The organism is Pseudomaricurvus alkylphenolicus, from assembly GCF_011683955.1.
Lineage (GTDB): Bacteria > Pseudomonadota > Gammaproteobacteria > Pseudomonadales > Cellvibrionaceae > Pseudomaricurvus > Pseudomaricurvus alkylphenolicus.
This window is the reverse complement of sequence record NZ_JAAQPI010000002.1, coordinates 596,873-615,553: the sequence shown is the minus strand read 5'-3', so window position 1 is coordinate 615,553 and position 18,681 is coordinate 596,873. Positions and strand designations below refer to the sequence as shown.

Genomic DNA, 18,681 nt, shown 5'->3' with positions numbered 1-18,681 from the left:
CCGGTTCTGAACCTCCGTGAACCCGGATGGCAACAGATACCAGGAACAATATAAGGAGAAGACTTTTCAAACCGTACAATGGGATACACCAGACAAAAAGATAGTGTTATATAATAACATACCTTTGTAATTGCAGGCTCTTCCAATGCCCCCTTCAGGCTCCCCAATATCACCATCGATTGCTTCCCGTCTTCATGACCACAATCATTGCATCAGTACCGCGATGGAAACCGCGCAACGTATCTGTAGTGACAATGGTGTGCGGCTGACCCAGCTTAGGGAGCAGGTGCTTCGCTTGATATGGCAAAGCCACAGACCCTTGGGTGCCTACGCCCTGATGGAGATGCTGGCCGAGCAATCCACGCGCCGGGTCGCGCCACCGACGGTGTACCGCGCGCTGGAGTTCTTGTTGGAGCAAGGCCTGATTCACCGAATTAATACGCTGAATGCCTTCGTCGGCTGTACTCATCCGCAGGGTGATCATGACAATAACTTTATGATCTGTGAGGAATGCGGCGTTGCCATCGAGTTCTGCACAGAGAAAATACAGCACGATATAAAAGATTCCGCCGCCCAGTTCAACTTCACCATCAAGGCACAATCAATCGAATTGGTAGGCTTATGCCAGGCCTGCACAGGGAACAAAGATGAGTGAACTGCTGATAAAAGCAACCGATCTCTGCCTGGAATTTGGTGACCGACGGGTGCTGGACCGGGTATCCATACAGATGCATCGAGGCGAAATTGTGACCTTGATCGGCCCCAATGGTGCGGGTAAAACATCATTGGTACGTATCGCATTGGGCTTGCAACATCCGTCTTCTGGAGAGCTTTGGCGGCGAACGGCGCTTAAAATCGGTTATATGCCGCAGAAGTTACATATCGAACCCAGCCTGCCGCTTTCAGTCAGGCGCTTCCTGCAGTTGGCTCAACAAGATCCCACTGACATTGAAGAGTCACTGCAACTGACCGGCATCAGTCACCTGCTCAATAGCCCAATGGCTCGCCTGTCGGGCGGTGAAACCCAGAGAGTACTCCTGGCTCGCGCCTTGTTGCGCGCCCCGGATCTGCTGGTATTGGATGAACCGGTACAAGGTGTTGACGTCGCAGGGCAGGCCAAGCTCTACCAGCTGATAACGGACATCCGCAATCACAAAGGTTGTGGTGTGTTGATGGTTTCCCACGATCTGCATCTGGTAATGGCCGCTACCGATACCGTCGTTTGCCTCAACCAACACGTTTGCTGTCACGGTCACCCGGAAAGCGTCAGCGAAGACCCCGCGTACTTGGAACTGTTTGGCCAAGCGGCCCATTCCGGAGTCGCCGTTTATACCCACCACCATGACCACGACCATGACATACACGGTGAGATGGAACATCGGGGGTCCTGCGAGAACCAACAACATGCCTGAGTTTATCTTATTCGCACTGCTTAGCGGTTGTGGAGTTGCGGTGATGGCTGGGCCGCTGGGTTGCTTTGCAGTCTGGCGGCGCATGGCCTACTTCGGAGACACCCTGGCTCACTCTGCCCTCACTGGTGTAGCCCTGGGCCTGATTTTGGCGGTCAATATCAATTTAGCAGTAACCGTGTTTTGTCTGTTATTGGCATTATTGCTGGTGCTGCTACAACACAATCGCAGTATTGCCACAGACACCCTACTGGGCATTTTGTCCCACTCCATGCTGGCCCTGGGGTTGGTCACTGTCAGCGTATTTGGCGATGGCCGCATCGATCTCTACGGCTACCTGTTTGGGGACCTGCTGGCGGCAACGACGGATGATTTGGTCACGATTGCCATCACTGCAGGTATCGTCCTTCCGTTATTGATTTGGCTCTGGCGACCTTTGTTATCGATCACAGTCCATGAAGAGTTGGCATTAGTGGAGGGCATCCGTGTTGCATGGGTAAGAACGACTCTGATGTTGATGATGGCGCTGCTGATAGCGGTTGCGATGAAAGTTGTTGGCGTTTTGCTGATTACTGCGCTATTGATTATTCCGGCAGCCGCCAGCCGGCGGCTGGTTCAGACTCCTGAACAAATGGCGATTCTTGCCAGCCTCATCGCTATGGGCGCCATTGTCGGTGGTTTGGCGATCTCCTTTTTTTGGGATACGCCAGCTGGGCCTTCAGCAGTACTCTGCACCAGTGTATGCTTCTGCCTGAGCATGCTGAAAAAACCAGCGATTTAGCCCCAAAAAAGTTGAATGGTTTCAGGGATCAAAGGTCGTCACGATTGACTGCAATGTAAGCTTCACCCTGGCAGTATCCAGCGGAGGTTTTATAAATCCGTGGTAGTGACCAAAGGGGTTCACCAACGCGATGTTTGTGCTGTGGTCCACCGTATAGTCCATTGCTCCCGGCCCCTGCCTGACCTTCACAAAAGCCATATTCAGCTGATTGGCCAGGCGTTTGATTTCCAGAAATTCACCGGTCAAGCCAACAAACTCGGGGTCAAAATAAGCCATATACTGATTCAGTTGCTCGCTGGTATCCCGAGCGGGGTCCACACTCACCAGCACAAACTGAGTTTTAGCGGCAATCTCGGGCTTGAGCTGCGCCTTCACATCTTTCATCAATGACAAGGTGGCTGGACACACATCGGGACACGAGGTGAATCCAAAAAACATCAACGACCACTTGCCCTTTAGCTGCTCCAGAGCAAATGATTCCCCATGCTGATTCTGCAGGCTAAAGTCTTTGAAAATACGCGGTTGGTCAAAGACATAGGTCCCATTGGCCCTCAATTCAATGGGGCTGAGTACCCTTGGGGTTGTAATTTTGTTTAGAAATCCGGCCATAACCAACGTCACAAACACGCCTATGGCCAGCAAAGTCAGGTAAATGCCCTTTCGCTGTTGAGGGGTTTTATCATGCGGGGGAGCGGCAAACGGCGGCTCCAGTGTGTCAGTCGTTGTCATGATTCAATTAAGGGTGGCCATGAGTGGGTTTGCCGGCAGCAGATAGTGATCAGCCAACATGATCACAAACAATGCCATCAGATAAATAATGGAGTACTTGAAGGTGTCCATACCCAGTTTGGAATCGTCGCTCATTAACAGGCGAACGGCCCAGTACAGGAAGCCGCCGCCCAGCACAACCGCACCAAGCAGGTAGAGCCAGTTAAACATTCCCGTCGCGTAAGGCAGCAGCGTGACTGCGAAAAGGATTAGTGTGTAAAGCAGAATATGTATTTTGGTGTAACGCTCGCCATGAGTAACCGGCAGCATAGGAATGTCGGCGTTGGCATATTCGTCTTTGCGATAAACCGCCAACGCCCAAAAATGAGGGGGTGTCCAGGCGAATATAATCAGTACCAGCAACAACCCATGACCGCCCACTTCACCCGTCACCGCTGTCCAGCCCAGCAACGGAGGCGCAGCACCGGCGATGCCACCAATGACAATATTCTGGGGAGTCGCCCGCTTGAGGAACAGGGTGTAGACCACCGCATAGCCGAGCAGGGATGCCAATGTCAGCCAAGCCGTCAATGCGTTGACAAATATGAGCAATATGCTCATACCCAGCAGTCCGGTGGCCAGTGCAAATAAAGACGCAGGCAGCGGCGCCACTCTGCCCGTGGCGACAGGGCGATTGAAGGTCCGCATCATCTTTTGGTCGATCTGTCGGTCCACCAAGTGATTAACTGTTGCTGCAGAACCCGCGCACAATGCAATACCCAGATTACCGAGAATAAAGATATCCAGAGGAACCATACCTGGTACGGCCAGCAGCATACCAATCGCCGATGTGAGAATCATCAGTGCCACGACGTTAGGTTTGCAGAGTTCCAGGTAATCCCGCCAGCCCGCTTCCGAGTCGGAGAAGACAGACGAAAACCCGACGTCCGCGGCGGCGCCTGTTACGATCTTTTCATTATCCATGCTGTCTCTCCTTGTCCGGATTGTGCCGACTGTGCGCTGGCATCATATCCCAGCGCCTCTCTCTGTAAATGGTAATTGACGGTAACCAGCACCAATAGCAGTAAAGCACCGCCGACGTTGTGGGCAACGGCAACGGCGAGTGGTAAGGCCGCCATAATATTGGTCACACCCAAGCTGACTTGAATAAGCAACATAAAGGTGAGTACCTGTGATAAACGTTGGAGCGTCCCTATCCTGCTGCGCCACAGAAACAGTGCCAGCGTCAGGACGATCAAGGTAACAATAATCGCTCCAATCCGGTGGGAAAGATGAATCGCGGTCCGTGCTTCGTTGTCCATCAGACCGCCCAAATAGTTGGGGCCCAACTGCTGAGCAATGTTAAAACCTTCCCGAAAATCGGTTTTGGGCAACCATTCGCCATGGCAGGTGGGAAAATCGATACAGGCCAAAGCGGCATAGTTAGAGCTGGTCCATCCTCCCAAAGCAACCTGTAGAACGACAACAGCCAGCCCCAGAACAGCGAGCGTGCGCAGGCGAGTGAGGCAACTGCGTGAAAGTCGCGCAGAGAGGGAAAGGGTTTGTTGGACACCCCCACGGCCACGATACCAAAGTCGTAAGAAAAGCAGCCAGGTTAGCGACAGGGTTGCAAAGCCACCCAGTAGGTGAGCGGTAACCACTTGCGGCCAGAGCTTTAACGTCACCGTCCACATTCCAAACGCGGCTTGAATCGTAACGAGTATGACCAAAAACCAGGGTAATTTTAGAGGTGTTTTCGATTCACTCTCGGCACCTGAACGACGTGCACGAGTGGCCAGGATTGCCATCGCAAGAATAACCAGGCCCAGTGTGCCCGCAAAGTAGCGGTGTACCATTTCCGGCCAGGTTTTGTCAGTGTCGACGGGCGCATCCGGAAATGCCTGTTCTGCTGCTTGAATTTCGCTGTTGGTTTGAGGCCACAACAATTGACCATAACAGCCGGGCCAATCGGGGCAGCCCAAACCGGCATCAACCAATCTTGTAAAAGCTCCCAACGCCACCACGACGGAAGCCAGTGCACAGGCAAACAATGTTAGCCGGGTTTGAGAAGAAAGTTTACGCGACCTTTCCATACCTACCTCAGTCTTCGTAGGAATACTTGAGCAGACGTTTGATATCTTCCAGTAAATCAGCTCCCTCATGGCCGTCATCAAAGCTCATCATGGCAAAGCCTTCCTGGTCTACGAGATACACGCGAGCGCCATCCGCCTGATGTTCTGCACCGTTGGTGCTGGCCAGGGTATCCTGCCACTCGCCCAAGCTGGTCGTGGCCGCGACCAGTTTCGGATGGTCACGCTGCAAGGTCTGCAGCAGTTCCTGACTGTAGTTGCCGTCCACATTTAGAAAGACGCGTTCGACCCGACGGGCTTTCTCTCCGAGGCGAATGTGTACCTGACGAGTCAGGTATAACATGTCTCTACATTGATCAGCGCAGTAGTTGTCTCCGACGATCAGCATTCTCCAGCGTTTTTTTCCTTCCCAGAGATTCAGGCTTGAGCCCTGTGAATCGTTGATATTCAGAGCCGTAATTGACGTGGCTGGCAGCAACAAGTCACCACGATTGACTGTTCCCGTGGGTATTCCCCATCCCGTGGCGTAAATAAAGTAGGCCAGCGCCATGGGAGCACCGATAATGCCAAACAGCAGCCAGCTAACCCAGGGCTTGGCGGTTTCAGAGGTATTGGGGTGGGCAGACATTTCAGCCGCCATGACTCACTCCTTTATTGTTATTATTTAACAGACTGATCACATTGGTATTGGCCGCGAACAGGGCGAGCACCAGAACCGAGGCCATCGCAAACCACTGTACCGCATATCCATGGTGTTTGGCAGGGCTTGTACTGACATATTTCCAATCTGTTTCCAGTGCAGCGGAGTCCTCCGCAAACAACCGGAGCTCCCAAGGCAGAACCGCTTGGCCCAGCTGATCCGCCATTAATTCAAGCTCGACTTGTTGCAGTCGAATTGGCCATTCCGAGTCAGCTGTCTCATTGTTAATCATGCGGTTGTAACTGCTCCGAAAAAGGTGGCCCTGCAGAGCGATGTTTGAGGAAGGAAATTGAAGTTCAGGCAATTCACTTCTGAGCTGAGGCGCTTTGATCCAGCCCCTGTTTACCAGCAGCGTTCCACCTTCTCTGAGATAAAACGGTGCGATGACTTCATATCCAACGCGACCTTGAAACACACGATTATCAATAAGCCAATAGCGCTCTGCATCAAAATGTCCGCTGGCGATCACGGTTCTGTGTTGAAGGTCGTCGGAGGAAGAGAGTTGATTCAGCTCTATGGCAGGTTGGGATCGACGCTGCTGTAAAATCTCAAGAATTTCCTGTTTTTCCGCTGCCCGTTGCAGTTGCCAGTACCCAAGCCGCAGCAGAATCGGAAGCAGCAACAAACCGAGAAAAACAATTTTCCAATTGAAAGTAAACCGAAGTTGGCTAAATACACCCAAAACCATCTCGCCTAACTCTGAGCCTGCTACAATCAGGTACCACCCTATTTATGACCGGGATACCTTTTTTATGTGGCTGAAAATCATCATCGTTATCTTATTTATCGCTGTACTCGTCAGCCTGAGCAGCGCACTGGTTTTTCTCCTGAAAGATATGGGTTCGCGATCCAAGCGTACCCTTTATGCCCTGGGCATTCGTGTCGGACTGGCCGCCACGCTTCTGGCTTGCATTTTTTACGGCTTGGCCACCGGTCAGCTGGGGAGTTCCGCCCCTTGGGATGCCGGCCCCAGAAACCAGAGCGGGCAATCCCATCAGCCACTTTCCCCGGAGTAATTAACCGAGGATATACACAAAGATAAACAAGCCAACCCAGACAACATCCACAAAATGCCAATACCAACTGGCCGCTTCAAAGCCAAAGCAGTCGTCGTGCTTAAAGTGTCCCTTGCGCACTGATCGAAGGAACATGACCAACAACATAAAGGTTCCCAAGGTGACGTGGGCTCCGTGAAAACCGGTTAACATAAAGAACGTGGTGCCGTAGATACCGGTATCGAGCGTCAGCCCCATTTTGGTATAAGCCTGAATATATTCTTCGACCTGCAGGACGAGGAAGATGATGCCCAAAGCGACGGTCAGACCCAACCAGAAGTTAAATGCCTTGCGGTTATCGTCTTTCAAGCCGTTGTGAGCCAGATGCACCGTAACCGAAGAGGTCATCAAAATGACAGTGTTCCAGAAGGGCAGCCAGGTCCAGAGCGAATCGACATGGCCATAACTCATGCTCTGTTCGGGACCGGTGACTTTGGCGGCGTCTCCGTTAACTGCCATGTCAGGCGTCGTCATCAGCGGCCAGGACGCTTCGAATCCATTCCACAAGATTTCATTCGTCGCAGCCCCTGCCCCCTCTCCACTTAACCACGGAAGAGCAAACGCGCGGACGTAAAACAGCGCTCCAAAAAACGCTGCGAAGAACATCACTTCGCTGAAGATAAACCAGCCCATCCCCCATACGTAGGACTTTTTCAACTGTGCGCTGTTCATCCCTCGTATATTTTCAGAGATGACGGCGGAAAACCATTGCCATAGCACGAAAGCAAACACCAGGCCGCCGCAAAACAGAATGGTTGGCCCCGTATCATCACCATTGAGCCAGTTGGCGGCTCCAAATACGGTTAAAAATAATCCCAGGGATGCAAAGATGGGCAACTTACTTTGCTCTGGTACGTAATAGGTTCCTTCACTAGACATGTTGCTACCCCGCCTACTCTTTGTCTGTGCAATTCGACTTTGCTTCAGTTGTTATTGCGATTGCTGTGGTTGCGGTTTTAATCCCCATTCAGGGACTGGTTGAAGCCAGTTCGATCTTGTCCGTGATATCAAACAGCGTATAGGACAAGGTGATGGTATGTACCTGCTTGGGAACATCCTGATCGACGATAAACCTCAGGGGTAATTCGGCGTTCTCCCCACCATCCAGCGGCTGTTGGTTAAAACAAAAACATTCGGTTTTGTGAAAATATTCGGCGGCCTTGAAGGGCACAACACTGGGAACCGCCTGAGCAACCATGGTCTCGCCCGTCGGGTTAAAGGCGAGATACCTGACCTCAACCTCCTGCCCCGGATGGACCTCCATGCTTTGCACCTCGGGTTTAAATCCCCAGGGCATGCTCTCATTATTGGTTGCCAGAAACTGGACTTTGACGACCCGGCTGGTGTCCACCACTACCTCTGTCGCCTGATACTGACCTCCGGTCTTGCCGTTCAAGCCTGTGACTTCACAAAAAAGATTGTAGAGTGGCGGCATAACGTAGAGTGCAAACAGAAACATCATGACAGAGGTTGCCAGCAGCTTTGCCAGCAACACCCGGTTAGACTGTTTGATCGATTGCGTCATGCGTCAGTACCGCCGTCAACTCACCTATTTCACATCCGGTGGTGTGGAAAAGGTGTGGTAAGGTGCCGGTGAAGGCACAGTCCATTCCAGACCTTCCGGATTTTCCCAGACCTCGTCAGTTGCCTTACGACCACCCCGAATGGTGGCGATCACATTGAACAGGAACAGGATCTGAGCAGCACCAAACAGGAAGGCGCCGACACTTGCATACATGTTGAAATCGGCAAACTGCAGCGCATAATCCGGAATCCGTCGCGGCATGCCGGCCAGCCCTACGAAGTGCATGGGGAAGAAGGTCAGGTTGAGACCGATAAACGCCATCCAAAAATGGGTTTTGCCCATAACTTCGTTGTACATGTTGCCACACCACTTGGGCAACCAGTAATAAACTGCCGCCGTAATGGAAAAGATAGCTCCGGGCACCAGCACATAGTGGAAGTGTGCAACGACAAAATAGGTGTCGTGATACTGGAAGTCCGCCGGGGCAATCGCCAGCATCAAACCGGAGAAGCCACCGATGGTAAACAGGATAACGAAGGCAATCGAAAACAACATGGGCGTTTCAAAGGTCATAGATCCTTTGAACATGGTGGTAACCCAGTTAAACACCTTAACCCCTGTCGGTACTGCAATTAGCATGGTGGCATACATAAAGAACAATTCACCCGCGACCGGCATACCTACTGTAAACATGTGGTGAGCCCACACGATAAAGCTGAGGAAGGCGATGGAGCTGGTAGCGTATACCATGGACGCGTAACCAAACAAAGGCTTGCGGGCAAAGGTGGGAATGATCTGACTGACCACACCAAAGGCCGGCAGGATCATGATGTACACTTCGGGGTGCCCAAAGAACCAGAACACATGCTGGAACAACACCGGATCACCACCACCGGCCGCATCAAAGAAGCTGGTACCGAAGTGGATATCCATCAGCATCATGGTCACCACGCCCGCGAGTACCGGCATAACGGCAATCAGCAGGTAGGCGGTAATCAGCCAGGTCCATACAAACAGAGGCATCTTCATCATGGTCATGCCGGGAGCACGCATGTTGAGGATGGTAGCAATGATATTGATCGCTCCCATAATCGAACTGGCGCCCATGATATGCACGGCAAAGATGAAGAAGGTTACACTGGGCGGCGCGTAGGTGGTGGACAAAGGTGCGTAGAAGGTCCAGCCGAAGTTAGGTGCACCGCCTTCCATAAACAGAGTGGATGCCAACATCGCGAACGCGAAAGGCAAAATCCAGAAGCTCCAGTTGTTCATCCGTGGCAATGCCATATCCGGGGCACCGATCATCATCGGCACCATCCAGTTGGCAAGGCCGACAAACGCCGGCATCACTGCACCAAACACCATGACCAGGCCGTGCATGGTTGTCATCTGGTTGAAGAATTCCGGTTCAACAATTTGCAAACCGGGTTCGAACAGTTCGGCGCGAATCACCAGTGCGAAAACGCCGCCGAGCAAAAACATGGCAAAACTGAACCAGAGGTACATGGTGCCGATGTCTTTGTGGTTGGTGGTATACAACCACCGGGTAATTCCTTTAGCAGGACCGTGTGCCATTGTTTACCCCTCCCTATTGACCCTGTTTGAATTTGAGAACATCAATGGGTTGAATCGAATCACCCATGTTGTTGCCAAACGCATTTCGTTGATAGGTAACGACACTGGCAATATCCACTTCGGAAAGCTGTGGACCATAGGCCTGCATCGCGGGATTCTTGCTACTGCCGTTGACCACCATATCCAGGTGACCGTTCATGCCGCCGGTAGCAATGGCACTGGCTTTGATGGCTGGAAAGACACCAGGTACGCCTTCGCCGCCAGACTGGTGACAGGCAACACACACCGTGCCATAGACTTTCTCACCCTGGGCGTAGAGTTCATCAAAGGTAAAGGTTTTTTCCGTCAGGGCTTTCAGCGCAGCCGCCTGCTCGCGCTTGGCAACCAGCCAGGCATCGTACTCAGGTTGTGGCAGGGCCTTGACGACAATGGGCATAAAGCCGTGGTCCTTACCGCAGAGTTCCGCACACTGGCCACGGTAGATGCCGGGCTCATCCACATAAGTCCAACTTTCATTGACGTAGCCAGGAATAGCATCTTTCTTGACCGCCAGTTCAGGCACCCACCAGGCGTGGATGACATCGGCAGCGGTAATCAGGAAGCGAACCTTTTTCTTTACCGGAATAATCAGCGGTTCGTCTACCTCGAGGAGATAATTGGGCCCCTTGGGCACACGGTTCTCAATCTCATCGCGGGAAGTACTGAGATTGCTGAAGAAGCTGACATCTTCCCCCAGATACTCGTACTTCCACTTCCACTGGTAGCCGGTGATGATAATGTCCATATCGGCGTCTTCAGTGTCGTAGATTTTCAGCAAGGTATTGGTGGCGGGTATCGCCATGACAATCAGGATCAGAAACGGGACAACGGTCCAGATAATTTCCAGCGTGGTACTTTCATGGAAATTGGACGCCTTGGCTCCCTGGGACTTGCGGTGCACGATCATGGTGTAAAACATCACACCAAAAACCACAACACCAATACCTACGCACCACCAGAAAATATCCATGTGGAGCCCGTAGATATCTCGGCTTACCGGGGTGACCCCCTGAGTCATGTTCACGCCCCAGCGCTCGATCTCGTCTGCCAAAGCTGATTGACTCAGCCCGGTTAAGAGTACGAGCAGGCAGGCGAACAGCCGTTTCACTCTAATACACATCGCCTTTAGTTCTCCGTGTAGTTCAGAACCACTGCCGACACGGTGAGTGACGATTGCGGCTCGCATTATTTTTATGTTCTACAACGAGAGTTGGTGTACGCGGATAATTCCCCCACCGCTGGCACCCGGGCGTTATTCGAATTGTCTTGTCTGTATCAAAGGCTCTTAATTGTGTATTCGTGAGTTCGGGTAAAGCGCGGACGAGGACGGACAAAGGCATTCACCGTTTGGCCTGACCTTACTCGGCACATTTTCCTTCTGCTCGCCAGAGTTTTTATTCTGGGCGTAATACCAGGATCAAGAGCTCCTTTCACACTGATACATCTAGCGCGACCTGCTTTTTACAGCGGGCAATACCGGCAACACTTGTCGACGTCCAGGAGGTACAACCAACAAAATGCGGCAAAATGTCGCAACTACTACACCCCAAGATTAGCCACAAGGGTTGATCTGAGTCAATATTTTTATTTCGTTTTGTTCTGTCCGATTTTTGTACAATTCTATTTTATTTGGTTAATTTCAACCGTTTAGGGGCCACTGACGTACAATGGCGCCACTTGAATTTAATTCCAAAAGACACCCGTTGATGCCTCGATTGCAGCACAAATCCGTACTGGCACTGGCCTGGCCGCTGATCCTGAGCAATATTTCGGTGCCGCTGTTGGGCATGGTGGATACCGCAATTTTGGGTCATCTGCCACAAGCCCAATACCTGAGTGCCGTAGCGGTCGGTGCGAGTATTCTGTCTATTGTTTTCTGGGCCATGGGGTTTCTGCGCATGGGCATCACAGGGTTGGCAGCCCAGGCCTGGGGACAACAGAATCACATTCAGCTTGATGCCCTGCTGATGAGAAGTGCAGTGTTGGCGGTAGTAGTCGGATTGTTATTGATGGCCATACGCACACCGCTACTGGGTATCAGCCTTACCCTCATGCAACCCTCAGCAGAAGCAGCTGCATTGGCTCAAAGTTATGGTGAGATCCGTATGCTGGGAGCGCCGGCGGTTCTGCTCAACTTTGTCATCGTGGGATGGTTTATCGGCCGGCAAAATACCCGGGTGCCCATGCTTATAGTATTGACGACCAATGTCATCAATATTCTGTTGGATGTGGTGTTCATTCTCGGCCTGGAACTCAACAGCGACGGCGCCGCCCTGGCAACGCTGTGTGCCGAAGTCAGTGGTCTCTGTATCGGGATTATCTGTGTCCTACGGGCAGAGCCGCGTATGCTGGAACGCTTGCGACAGGTTTCAATTTCAAACTGGCGACACTACCGGCGATTACTGGGTGTGAATCGACACCTGTTCATTCGCACAGCCTGCCTGCTGTTTACAATCGCCTTTTTCACGGCACAAGGCTCTCGCCAGGGTGATTCAACCCTGGCAGCCAACAGCATTATATTTCAACTGTTAATGCTCTTGTCTTACGGATTGGACGGTATTGCCCACTCCGCTGAAGCACTGGTAGGCAAAGCCTTTGGTCGCAGAGATCCAAAGCTGTTTAGCGAGATACTGGCAACCACCGGTGTCTGGAGCCTGGTTATCGCTGTTGGCATGAGTCTGTTTTTTTGGATCGCTCAAGGCTGGCTGATCTCTCTGTTCACTGATATTCAGAATGTGTTGGAGATTCTGAATATTTACTTCGTTTGGCTCTATGCATTGCCGTTGCTGTGCGTCTGGGCATTCTGGCTTGATGGCGTTTACATCGGCGCCGGTGGCAGTCGGGTGATGCAATATTCGATGATGTTTTCTGTCTTTATAGTATTTCTACCCAGCTGGTGGCTAAGTCAGAGCTGGCAAAACCATGGTTTATGGCTGGCATTCAGTCTGTTTAATCTGTCCCGCGGTGTGACCCTCGCACTATGCCTACCCAGTTTACGCGGTCGTCTTAGCCGCGAACCGACGTCTTTATGAATTAATGATCTGAGTGTCGGCTTGTTTTTATCCAAACTTCGTTTATCTTAAATAGAGTTTGCCGGTAAAAAGCTCAAAGTCCGGCAATTGGGGGCATAAATAACGATAAATTCAGCAAGTGTTTAATTTCCCTATGGATATGAAAGACGTGGACGCCATACGAGAGACGATAAAACTGGCGAAAGCACATGAATCAAAAACCGGGCATTTGGGGACCATTCTCAATCGAGAAATTCCCAATCTGCATAACTCAATCCGTCTTCCGCAAGACAATGCCGTGCAAGCTCTGCTGGATTTTGTTACCCGATATATTGAACATGTGCCCGACTTTGTCGAAGCCATTTCCCACGTAACCAACGAAGCCAAGGTGTTCGAATATGCCGAGGTATTTCTGAAAATTGCCAAAGATTACTTTCTGCATCCACCTGAAATTGTCGAAGGTCACTTCGGCATGGATGCATTGATGGACGAAGCTTATCTTGCCCACCGCCTGATGGAAGAAATCAACGACCGGTTTATCAGCCACTGTGGCACGCCGCTCGCACCCATGGATATGACCCGCTCCAATTTGATCGTGCATCACCTGATTGGAGAGCCGTTTGCCAACGAACTGGACCAGGCAGTGCAGTACTCGGTGGAATTGTGTATGAGCAAAGAGAAGGTTTTTGAAGCAGAGGCATTCCAGCAATATCTGTCGGAACACCGCCACAAGGGTTGGGGCAAAGAGCTGCAGCAATGGCCTTGCCTGGCGACTGACTTAGCCATCTCACTGGACTTTTCCGGCTCCAGCGAGGATATGAGCGATACTGCGTCGGAGCCAGAAGGCGGCACCGTTCACTGATCGCGAATCACTTGGCCAAGAACCGCAAAAGGTTGGTTACGTACACTCACTGGGCACCCTGCCAAGTTGCAGGGTCAGCCTTCATTTGTCGCCGCTTTTGAGCGGCGGAAACTGCAGCACCTGAACTTCGGATTTCTTTTCCTCTTCAGTCTTATTCACTCTTGTTTCCAGTTCACGAACCTGTTGCTGGAATCGCATTTCATCCACAAAGCCACATCTGACACATTCGCGGTAATCCTTTCCTTCTTTTTCGTAGACTACGATCTTGTCCATCTCGGAACAGCGGGGACACACGGCTCCGGCTATAAATCGTCGCTTGCTGTCGAACGCCATTGGGTTACCTCTTTGTTAACATCAGCCTTCGATACCACTGTGTCTTAACAGGGCATCGGGTTTGGGTTCCCGCCCGCGAAAATTGCGGAACAACTCCATGGCTTCGCGGGAACCCCCTTGTTGCAGAACTTCTTCCATAAAGCTGCGGCCTGTATCTGTATTAAAAATACCTTCCTCCTCAAACCTGGAAAAGGCATCACTGGATAAGACCTCTGCCCATTTATAGCTGTAATATCCGGCCGCATATCCGCCGGCAAAAATATGTGAAAAGCTGTTTTGAAAACGATTAAAGGCCGGCGGAATAACCACTGCAACGCGCTCTCTCACAGAATCCAGCACGGTCTGTACAGGTTCGGGGTTATCTGGCTGATAATTTTTATGCAGGCGAAAATCGAATAGCGCGAACTCAATCTGCCGCAGCATTTGCATGGCAGACTGGAAATTTTTGGCGAGCAACAGGTTGTCCAGCAGTTGCCGGGGCAGGGGCTCACCAGTTTCGTGGTGACCGGATAACAGCTCTATCACCTCTGCCTGCCAGCACCAGTTTTCTAGAAACTGGCTGGGCAATTCCACGGCGTCCCACGCGACGCCATTAATACCACTGACAGCTGCCGTATTAATGCGCGTGAGCATGTGATGCAGGCCGTGTCCGAATTCGTGGAACAGGGTGACCACCTCATCGTGGGTCAGCAGTGCCGGTTTGTCACCCAACGCCGGGGTAAAGTTACACGTCAGGTAGGCGACAGGGAGCTGCTGATGGTCCTCAGAGGTGATACGCCTTACTCGACACTCGTCCATCCAGGCACCACCGCGTTTTTTAGGCCGGGCGTAGAGATCCAGGTAAAAGTGAGCAATGACTTCTCCTTCCTGCCTGACATCATAGAATCTCACATCCTCGTGCCAGAGTTCGACATTGCCTTCCTGAATATGGATATCAAATAGGCGGGATACCACTTCGAACATGCCAGCGACAACCTTATTGGCAGGGAAATAAGGGCGAAGCTGTTCCTGGGAAACCGAGTAACGTTCCTGTTTCAGCTTTTCGCTGTAGTAAGCCAGATCCCACGCCTGCAGATCTTCCAGTTTGTCTATTTGCGTGGCAAATTCGCGTAACTCCTGAATGTCTCGCTCGGCTTGAGCGCGACTTTTAGCGGCCAACTCAAGCAGAAAGCTTTCAACCTGGTCGCAGGTTTCCGCCATTTTGGTCGCCAGTGAACGCTCCGCGTAATTATTGAAGCCCAACAATTGCGCCATTTCGTGTCTCAGTGACAGAATTTCATCAATCAGGGGAGCATTGTCCCACTGACCGGCATTGGGGCCGGTCTCAGAGGCTCGGGTGGTGTAGGCCTGGTACATCTCTTCGCGCAGCTGACGATTGTCAGCATGTGTCATTACTGCGAGATAGGATGGAATATCCAGTGTCAGGCGATAGCCTTGCTGGTCGCTTTCCTGCGCCGCCTGCTGCGCCAAAGCCAGGGCATTGTCCGGCAACCCGCTGAGTTCGGACGAATCATCAATCAGCTTATGCCACCCCTGGGTGGCATCGAGTACATTGTTGGAAAACTGAGTGCTCAGCTCCGAGAGGCGTTGTTTCAGCTCACTGAAGCGTTGTTTCTTGGCCTCGGGTAATGCCACTCCAGCAAGTCGAAAGTCTCTCAGGGCATGGTTGATCGAGGTTTGTCGGTCATAGGACAGCCCTTCAAAGTCCTTGCCATCCGCCAGAGCCTGGTAAGCGCTGAACAATTCGTGATTCTGACCAACCTCTGTGCCATAGGCGGTCAGTTTCGCCAGACTGCTGGTATAGGCTTCCCGAAGCTCGTCGGTATTGCACACAGCATTGAGATGACTGACCGGCGACCATGCCTTGTTAAGTTGATCGTCCAGCTCTTCAAGTGGATCCACCAGACTGTTCCAGCTGACCTCTCCAGTAGTATTGTTGGCCAGCACCTGCGCCAGATTGTCCCTGCAACGCTGCAACAGCTCGTCGATCGCCGGCTCCACATGGGAAACCTCAATACTGGCAAAGGGCGGCAACTTGGCATTACCAAGCAGTGGATTGGACGGAGCGGAAGTCATGATCGGGCGAGCCTCAGGCTGTTACACAGTAACCCGTAATGATACACCCACTTGTGTCAGATTTGGGGGCTTCAATTAGGCTGGTGTCTGGATTCAGAAGTTCGTATATTTTGAGAAACTATTCTCACCGGAGCGGTTTTATGCAGTCCCCTACTTCAACCTCCCCTGTATCCGCCTTTCAGGGTAACTCTCCACAACTGGGCCAACGGGTGTTTATAGACCCCAGCGCCCGCGTCATTGGCAATGTGCACATCGGAGATGACAGCTCCATCTGGCCGATGGTTTCGGCAAGAGGGGATATGCACAAGATTCAAATCGGCAAGCGCACCAGCATCCAGGATAACACCGTGTTGCACATCACCCACGCCGGTCCCTTCAACCCCGATGGCTGGCCATTGACGATTGGTGACGATGTCACCGTGGGACACAGTGTGACATTGCACGGATGCACCATCGGTAACCGGGTATTGGTAGGTATGGGCGCCATTGTGATGGATGGTGCTATCGTGGAGGACGACGTAGTGATAGCCGCCGGAGCTTTGGTGCCGCCAGGTAAACGCCTGCTCAGTGGTCGACTCTATGTGGGCTCACCCTGCAGCGAGGCCCGAGAGCTAAAAGAAAAAGAATTCGAGTACTTTGCCTATTCCTCCAACAACTACGTCAAGCTCAAAGACCAATATCTGGCCGAAATGGCTCGCCCCTAGATGATTTACTGTTGAACAGTATGAATGATGGGCACCAACTCAAGAGCTTCAGGCCTTGAGTTGGTCTCGCAGAGCTTCGATAACAGGCACAACCCGGGGTCGAACCTCTCGCCATAACTCGAAGGCTTCAGCAGCCTGGCCAACCAGCATTCCCAGGCCATCGGCAACGGCGGCCGCGCCCTGCTGCTCTGCCCACCTCAAAAATACCGTAGGCTCAGCGCCATACATCATGTCGTAACACCGGGCACCCGGCGCCAGGAGATCCTCCGGCAGTGGCGGCAAGTCTCCCGCCAGGCTGGCAGAGGTGCCATTGATCACCAGGTCGAACTGCTCGTCTTCGAGATCATCAAAGCCACAAGCCTGAAGTTTACCAAAGCTCTTGAATTCGCGAACCAGAGTCAAAGCCTTGGCGACCGTGCGATTGGCAACGACCAGCTGCGCCGGCCCCTGTTCCAGCAGCGGCTGCAGCACGCCGCGGACAGCCCCCCCCGCTCCTAGCACCAGCACCCGCTGATCGGCAATGGGCCATCCCAGAATATCGACAATATCGGATACCATACCCGCGCCATCGGTGTTGTCACCGAGAATACGGCCGTCTTCTAGACGCTTGAGTGTGTTTACGGCGCCGGCAGTGCGAGCCCTTTCGGTCAACTCATGGGCGTAGTCAAAGGCATCAATCTTAAAGGGTACGGTGATATTAAGCCCGCAGCCTCCGGCGAGGAAAAACGCATCTGCCGCCGCTTTAAACCCATCTTCTTCAACCAGTTGTTTCTGGTAATCGATGTTTTGTCCGGTTTCGGTGGCAAATGCCGCATGGATTTGAGGGGATTTGGATTGAGCAATGGGATTGCCGTACACCAGATATCGATCCATAGTTACACCCACTCCTGAGGCTGCAGATACACTTCCGTCAGCTCGGCTTCAGGGGAACCCGGCTGGGGTTGCCAATCGTATTCCCAGCGCACCAGAGGGGGTAATGACATTAAAATCGACTCGGTACGTCCACCCGTCTGCAAACCGAATAATGTTCCGCGATCAAACACCAGGTTAAATTCCACATAACGGCCCCGACGATAGAGCTGAAACTGTCGCTCCCGCTCTCCAAAAGGTTGGTTCTTGCGCCTTGCCATAATCGGTTGGTAGGCGGCAACATAGCTGTCACCGACAGCCCTCATAAAAGCAAAGCTTTGCTCGAACCCGAGTTCATTAAAGTCATCAAAAAACAGGCCGCCCACGCCTCTGGGCTCGTCCCGGTGTTTGAGATAGAAGTACTCATCACACCATCGTTTCAAGCGGGGATAGAGGTCATCACCAAAGGGGGTACAAGCGTTGCGGGCTGTCCGGTGCCAATGTTGGCAATCCTCGCGATTGCCATAATAGGGCGTAAGATCGTAACCGCCGCCAAACCACCAAACCGGGTCTTCCCCTTCCTTTTCAGCAATAAAGAACCGCACATTGGCATGACTGGTAGGGACATAGGGGTTGTTAGGATGAATCACCAGAGACACCCCCATGGCTTCAAACGAACGGCCTGCCAGTTCCGGGCGATGCGCCGTGGCTGAAGCCGGCATCTGCTTGCCAAAAACGTGGGAAAAATTCACTCCCCCCTTTTCAATCACTGCGCCATCGTTAATGACTCTGGAGCGGCCACCGCCGCCCTCCTGCCGTGTCCAGCTGTCTTCAATAAATGTGGCACTGCCATCTTCAGACTGGAGCTGTTGGCAAATGCTGTCCTGCAGTGCCAGCAGGTACTGTTTAACGGCTTCTTTATCGGGTTGAGTCATGATTTACCTGTTATTACCACAATTACTAC

Annotated in this window: 20 protein-coding genes; 7 read left to right on the top strand and 13 right to left on the bottom strand. The window is 52.2% G+C overall.

Annotated features, from left to right (window positions below; translation table 11 throughout):
• Positions 1 to 223 precede the first annotated feature (223 nt).
• From HBA55_RS08045 to znuB, 3 genes are read left to right on the top strand one after another with little or no spacing between them, the layout of a single operon-like run.
• A complete protein-coding gene (locus HBA55_RS08045) occupies positions 224 to 655 on the top strand; it encodes a Fur family transcriptional regulator (RefSeq protein WP_277345536.1) in 432 nt (143 codons plus the stop codon).
• The gene (gene znuC / locus HBA55_RS08040; protein WP_166989202.1) at positions 648 to 1,412 is read left to right on the top strand and encodes a zinc ABC transporter ATP-binding protein ZnuC; all 765 of its coding nucleotides are present in this window, start codon (positions 648 to 650) and stop codon (positions 1,410 to 1,412) included. Before HBA55_RS08045 ends, znuC begins: the two co-directional genes overlap by 8 nt.
• Positions 1,405 to 2,190 carry a zinc ABC transporter permease subunit ZnuB gene (gene znuB, locus HBA55_RS08035; RefSeq protein ID WP_166989200.1) on the top strand — a complete coding sequence of 262 codons (786 nt, stop codon included), beginning with the start codon at positions 1,405 to 1,407 and terminating at the stop codon, positions 2,188 to 2,190. The genes znuC and znuB overlap by 8 nt, the downstream gene beginning before the upstream one ends.
• Positions 2,191 to 2,211: 21 nt before the next feature.
• Here znuB and HBA55_RS08030 read toward each other — a convergent pair whose 3' ends face one another.
• Genes HBA55_RS08030 through HBA55_RS08010 form a run of 5 tightly spaced genes read right to left on the bottom strand, consistent with a single transcriptional unit; the run spans position 2,212 to position 6,370 of the window.
• A complete protein-coding gene (locus tag HBA55_RS08030) occupies positions 2,212 to 2,919 on the bottom strand; it encodes an SCO family protein (RefSeq protein WP_166989198.1) in 708 nt (235 codons plus the stop codon).
• Positions 2,920 to 2,922: 3 nt separating this feature from the next.
• Complete coding sequence (cyoE, locus tag HBA55_RS08025; RefSeq protein WP_166989196.1) at positions 2,923 to 3,882, bottom strand: heme o synthase; 960 nt, start codon at positions 3,880 to 3,882, stop codon at positions 2,923 to 2,925.
• Complete coding sequence (locus HBA55_RS08020) at positions 3,861 to 4,991, bottom strand: COX15/CtaA family protein (RefSeq protein ID WP_166989194.1); 1,131 nt, start codon at positions 4,989 to 4,991, stop codon at positions 3,861 to 3,863. The genes cyoE and HBA55_RS08020 overlap by 22 nt, the downstream gene beginning before the upstream one ends.
• 7 nt (positions 4,992 to 4,998) lie before the next feature.
• Positions 4,999 to 5,628, bottom strand: a complete 630-nt coding sequence (locus HBA55_RS08015; protein ID WP_166989192.1) for an SCO family protein — start codon at positions 5,626 to 5,628, stop codon at positions 4,999 to 5,001.
• Positions 5,618 to 6,370, bottom strand: a complete 753-nt coding sequence (locus HBA55_RS08010; protein ID WP_166989190.1) for an SURF1 family protein — start codon at positions 6,368 to 6,370, stop codon at positions 5,618 to 5,620. Before HBA55_RS08010 ends, HBA55_RS08015 begins: the two co-directional genes overlap by 11 nt.
• Before the next feature lie 70 nt (positions 6,371 to 6,440).
• Here HBA55_RS08010 and HBA55_RS08005 point away from each other — a divergent pair, with 70 nt between their 5' ends.
• A complete protein-coding gene (locus tag HBA55_RS08005; RefSeq protein WP_166989188.1) occupies positions 6,441 to 6,704 on the top strand; it encodes a twin transmembrane helix small protein in 264 nt (87 codons plus the stop codon).
• On the opposite strand, the gene HBA55_RS08000 is transcribed toward HBA55_RS08005, so the two are convergent.
• The 4 genes from HBA55_RS08000 to coxB all read right to left on the bottom strand — a co-directional run bounded on the left by HBA55_RS08000 (position 6,705) and on the right by coxB (position 11,002).
• Complete coding sequence (locus HBA55_RS08000) at positions 6,705 to 7,622, bottom strand: cytochrome c oxidase subunit 3 (RefSeq protein ID WP_166989186.1); 918 nt, start codon at positions 7,620 to 7,622, stop codon at positions 6,705 to 6,707.
• Between the two features lie 88 nt (positions 7,623 to 7,710).
• Positions 7,711 to 8,268, bottom strand: coding sequence for a cytochrome c oxidase assembly protein (locus HBA55_RS07995; RefSeq protein WP_166989184.1), 558 nt, complete (start codon positions 8,266 to 8,268; stop codon positions 7,711 to 7,713).
• Between the two features lie 24 nt (positions 8,269 to 8,292).
• Complete coding sequence (gene ctaD, locus HBA55_RS07990; protein WP_166989182.1) at positions 8,293 to 9,843, bottom strand: cytochrome c oxidase subunit I; 1,551 nt, start codon at positions 9,841 to 9,843, stop codon at positions 8,293 to 8,295.
• Positions 9,844 to 9,856: 13 nt separating this feature from the next.
• Positions 9,857 to 11,002, bottom strand: coding sequence for a cytochrome c oxidase subunit II (gene coxB / locus HBA55_RS07985; protein ID WP_166989554.1), 1,146 nt, complete (start codon positions 11,000 to 11,002; stop codon positions 9,857 to 9,859).
• 586 nt (positions 11,003 to 11,588) lie between these two features.
• On the opposite strand from coxB, the gene HBA55_RS07980 reads away from it, so the two are divergent.
• Positions 11,589 to 12,914 carry an MATE family efflux transporter gene (locus HBA55_RS07980; RefSeq protein ID WP_166989180.1) on the top strand — a complete coding sequence of 442 codons (1,326 nt, stop codon included), beginning with the start codon at positions 11,589 to 11,591 and terminating at the stop codon, positions 12,912 to 12,914.
• Between the two features lie 133 nt (positions 12,915 to 13,047).
• A complete protein-coding gene (locus HBA55_RS07975; RefSeq protein WP_166989178.1) occupies positions 13,048 to 13,755 on the top strand; it encodes a hypothetical protein in 708 nt (235 codons plus the stop codon).
• Positions 13,756 to 13,836: 81 nt separating this feature from the next.
• Here HBA55_RS07975 and HBA55_RS07970 read toward each other — a convergent pair whose 3' ends face one another.
• Together HBA55_RS07970 and prlC are read right to left on the bottom strand one after the other, a co-directional pair.
• Entirely contained in the window at positions 13,837 to 14,088 is a 252-nt protein-coding gene (locus tag HBA55_RS07970; RefSeq protein ID WP_166989176.1) for a YheV family putative zinc ribbon protein, read from the bottom strand.
• Between the two features lie 21 nt (positions 14,089 to 14,109).
• Positions 14,110 to 16,164: an oligopeptidase A gene (gene prlC, locus HBA55_RS07965; RefSeq protein WP_166989174.1), complete on the bottom strand. Its 2,055-nt coding sequence runs from the start codon at positions 16,162 to 16,164 to the stop codon at positions 14,110 to 14,112.
• Between the two features lie 140 nt (positions 16,165 to 16,304).
• Here prlC and HBA55_RS07960 point away from each other — a divergent pair, with 140 nt between their 5' ends.
• Positions 16,305 to 16,868 carry a gamma carbonic anhydrase family protein gene (locus HBA55_RS07960; protein ID WP_166989172.1) on the top strand — a complete coding sequence of 188 codons (564 nt, stop codon included), beginning with the start codon at positions 16,305 to 16,307 and terminating at the stop codon, positions 16,866 to 16,868.
• Positions 16,869 to 16,916: 48 nt separating this feature from the next.
• Here the strand turns inward: HBA55_RS07960 and aroE are convergent, their stop codons facing one another.
• Both aroE and hemF read right to left on the bottom strand, forming a co-directional pair.
• Positions 16,917 to 17,741, bottom strand: coding sequence for a shikimate dehydrogenase (gene aroE, locus HBA55_RS07955; RefSeq protein ID WP_206019602.1), 825 nt, complete (start codon positions 17,739 to 17,741; stop codon positions 16,917 to 16,919).
• 2 nt (positions 17,742 to 17,743) lie between these two features.
• Positions 17,744 to 18,652: an oxygen-dependent coproporphyrinogen oxidase gene (hemF, locus tag HBA55_RS07950; protein ID WP_166989168.1), complete on the bottom strand. Its 909-nt coding sequence runs from the start codon at positions 18,650 to 18,652 to the stop codon at positions 17,744 to 17,746.
• Between the last annotated feature and the right edge of the window lie 29 nt (positions 18,653 to 18,681).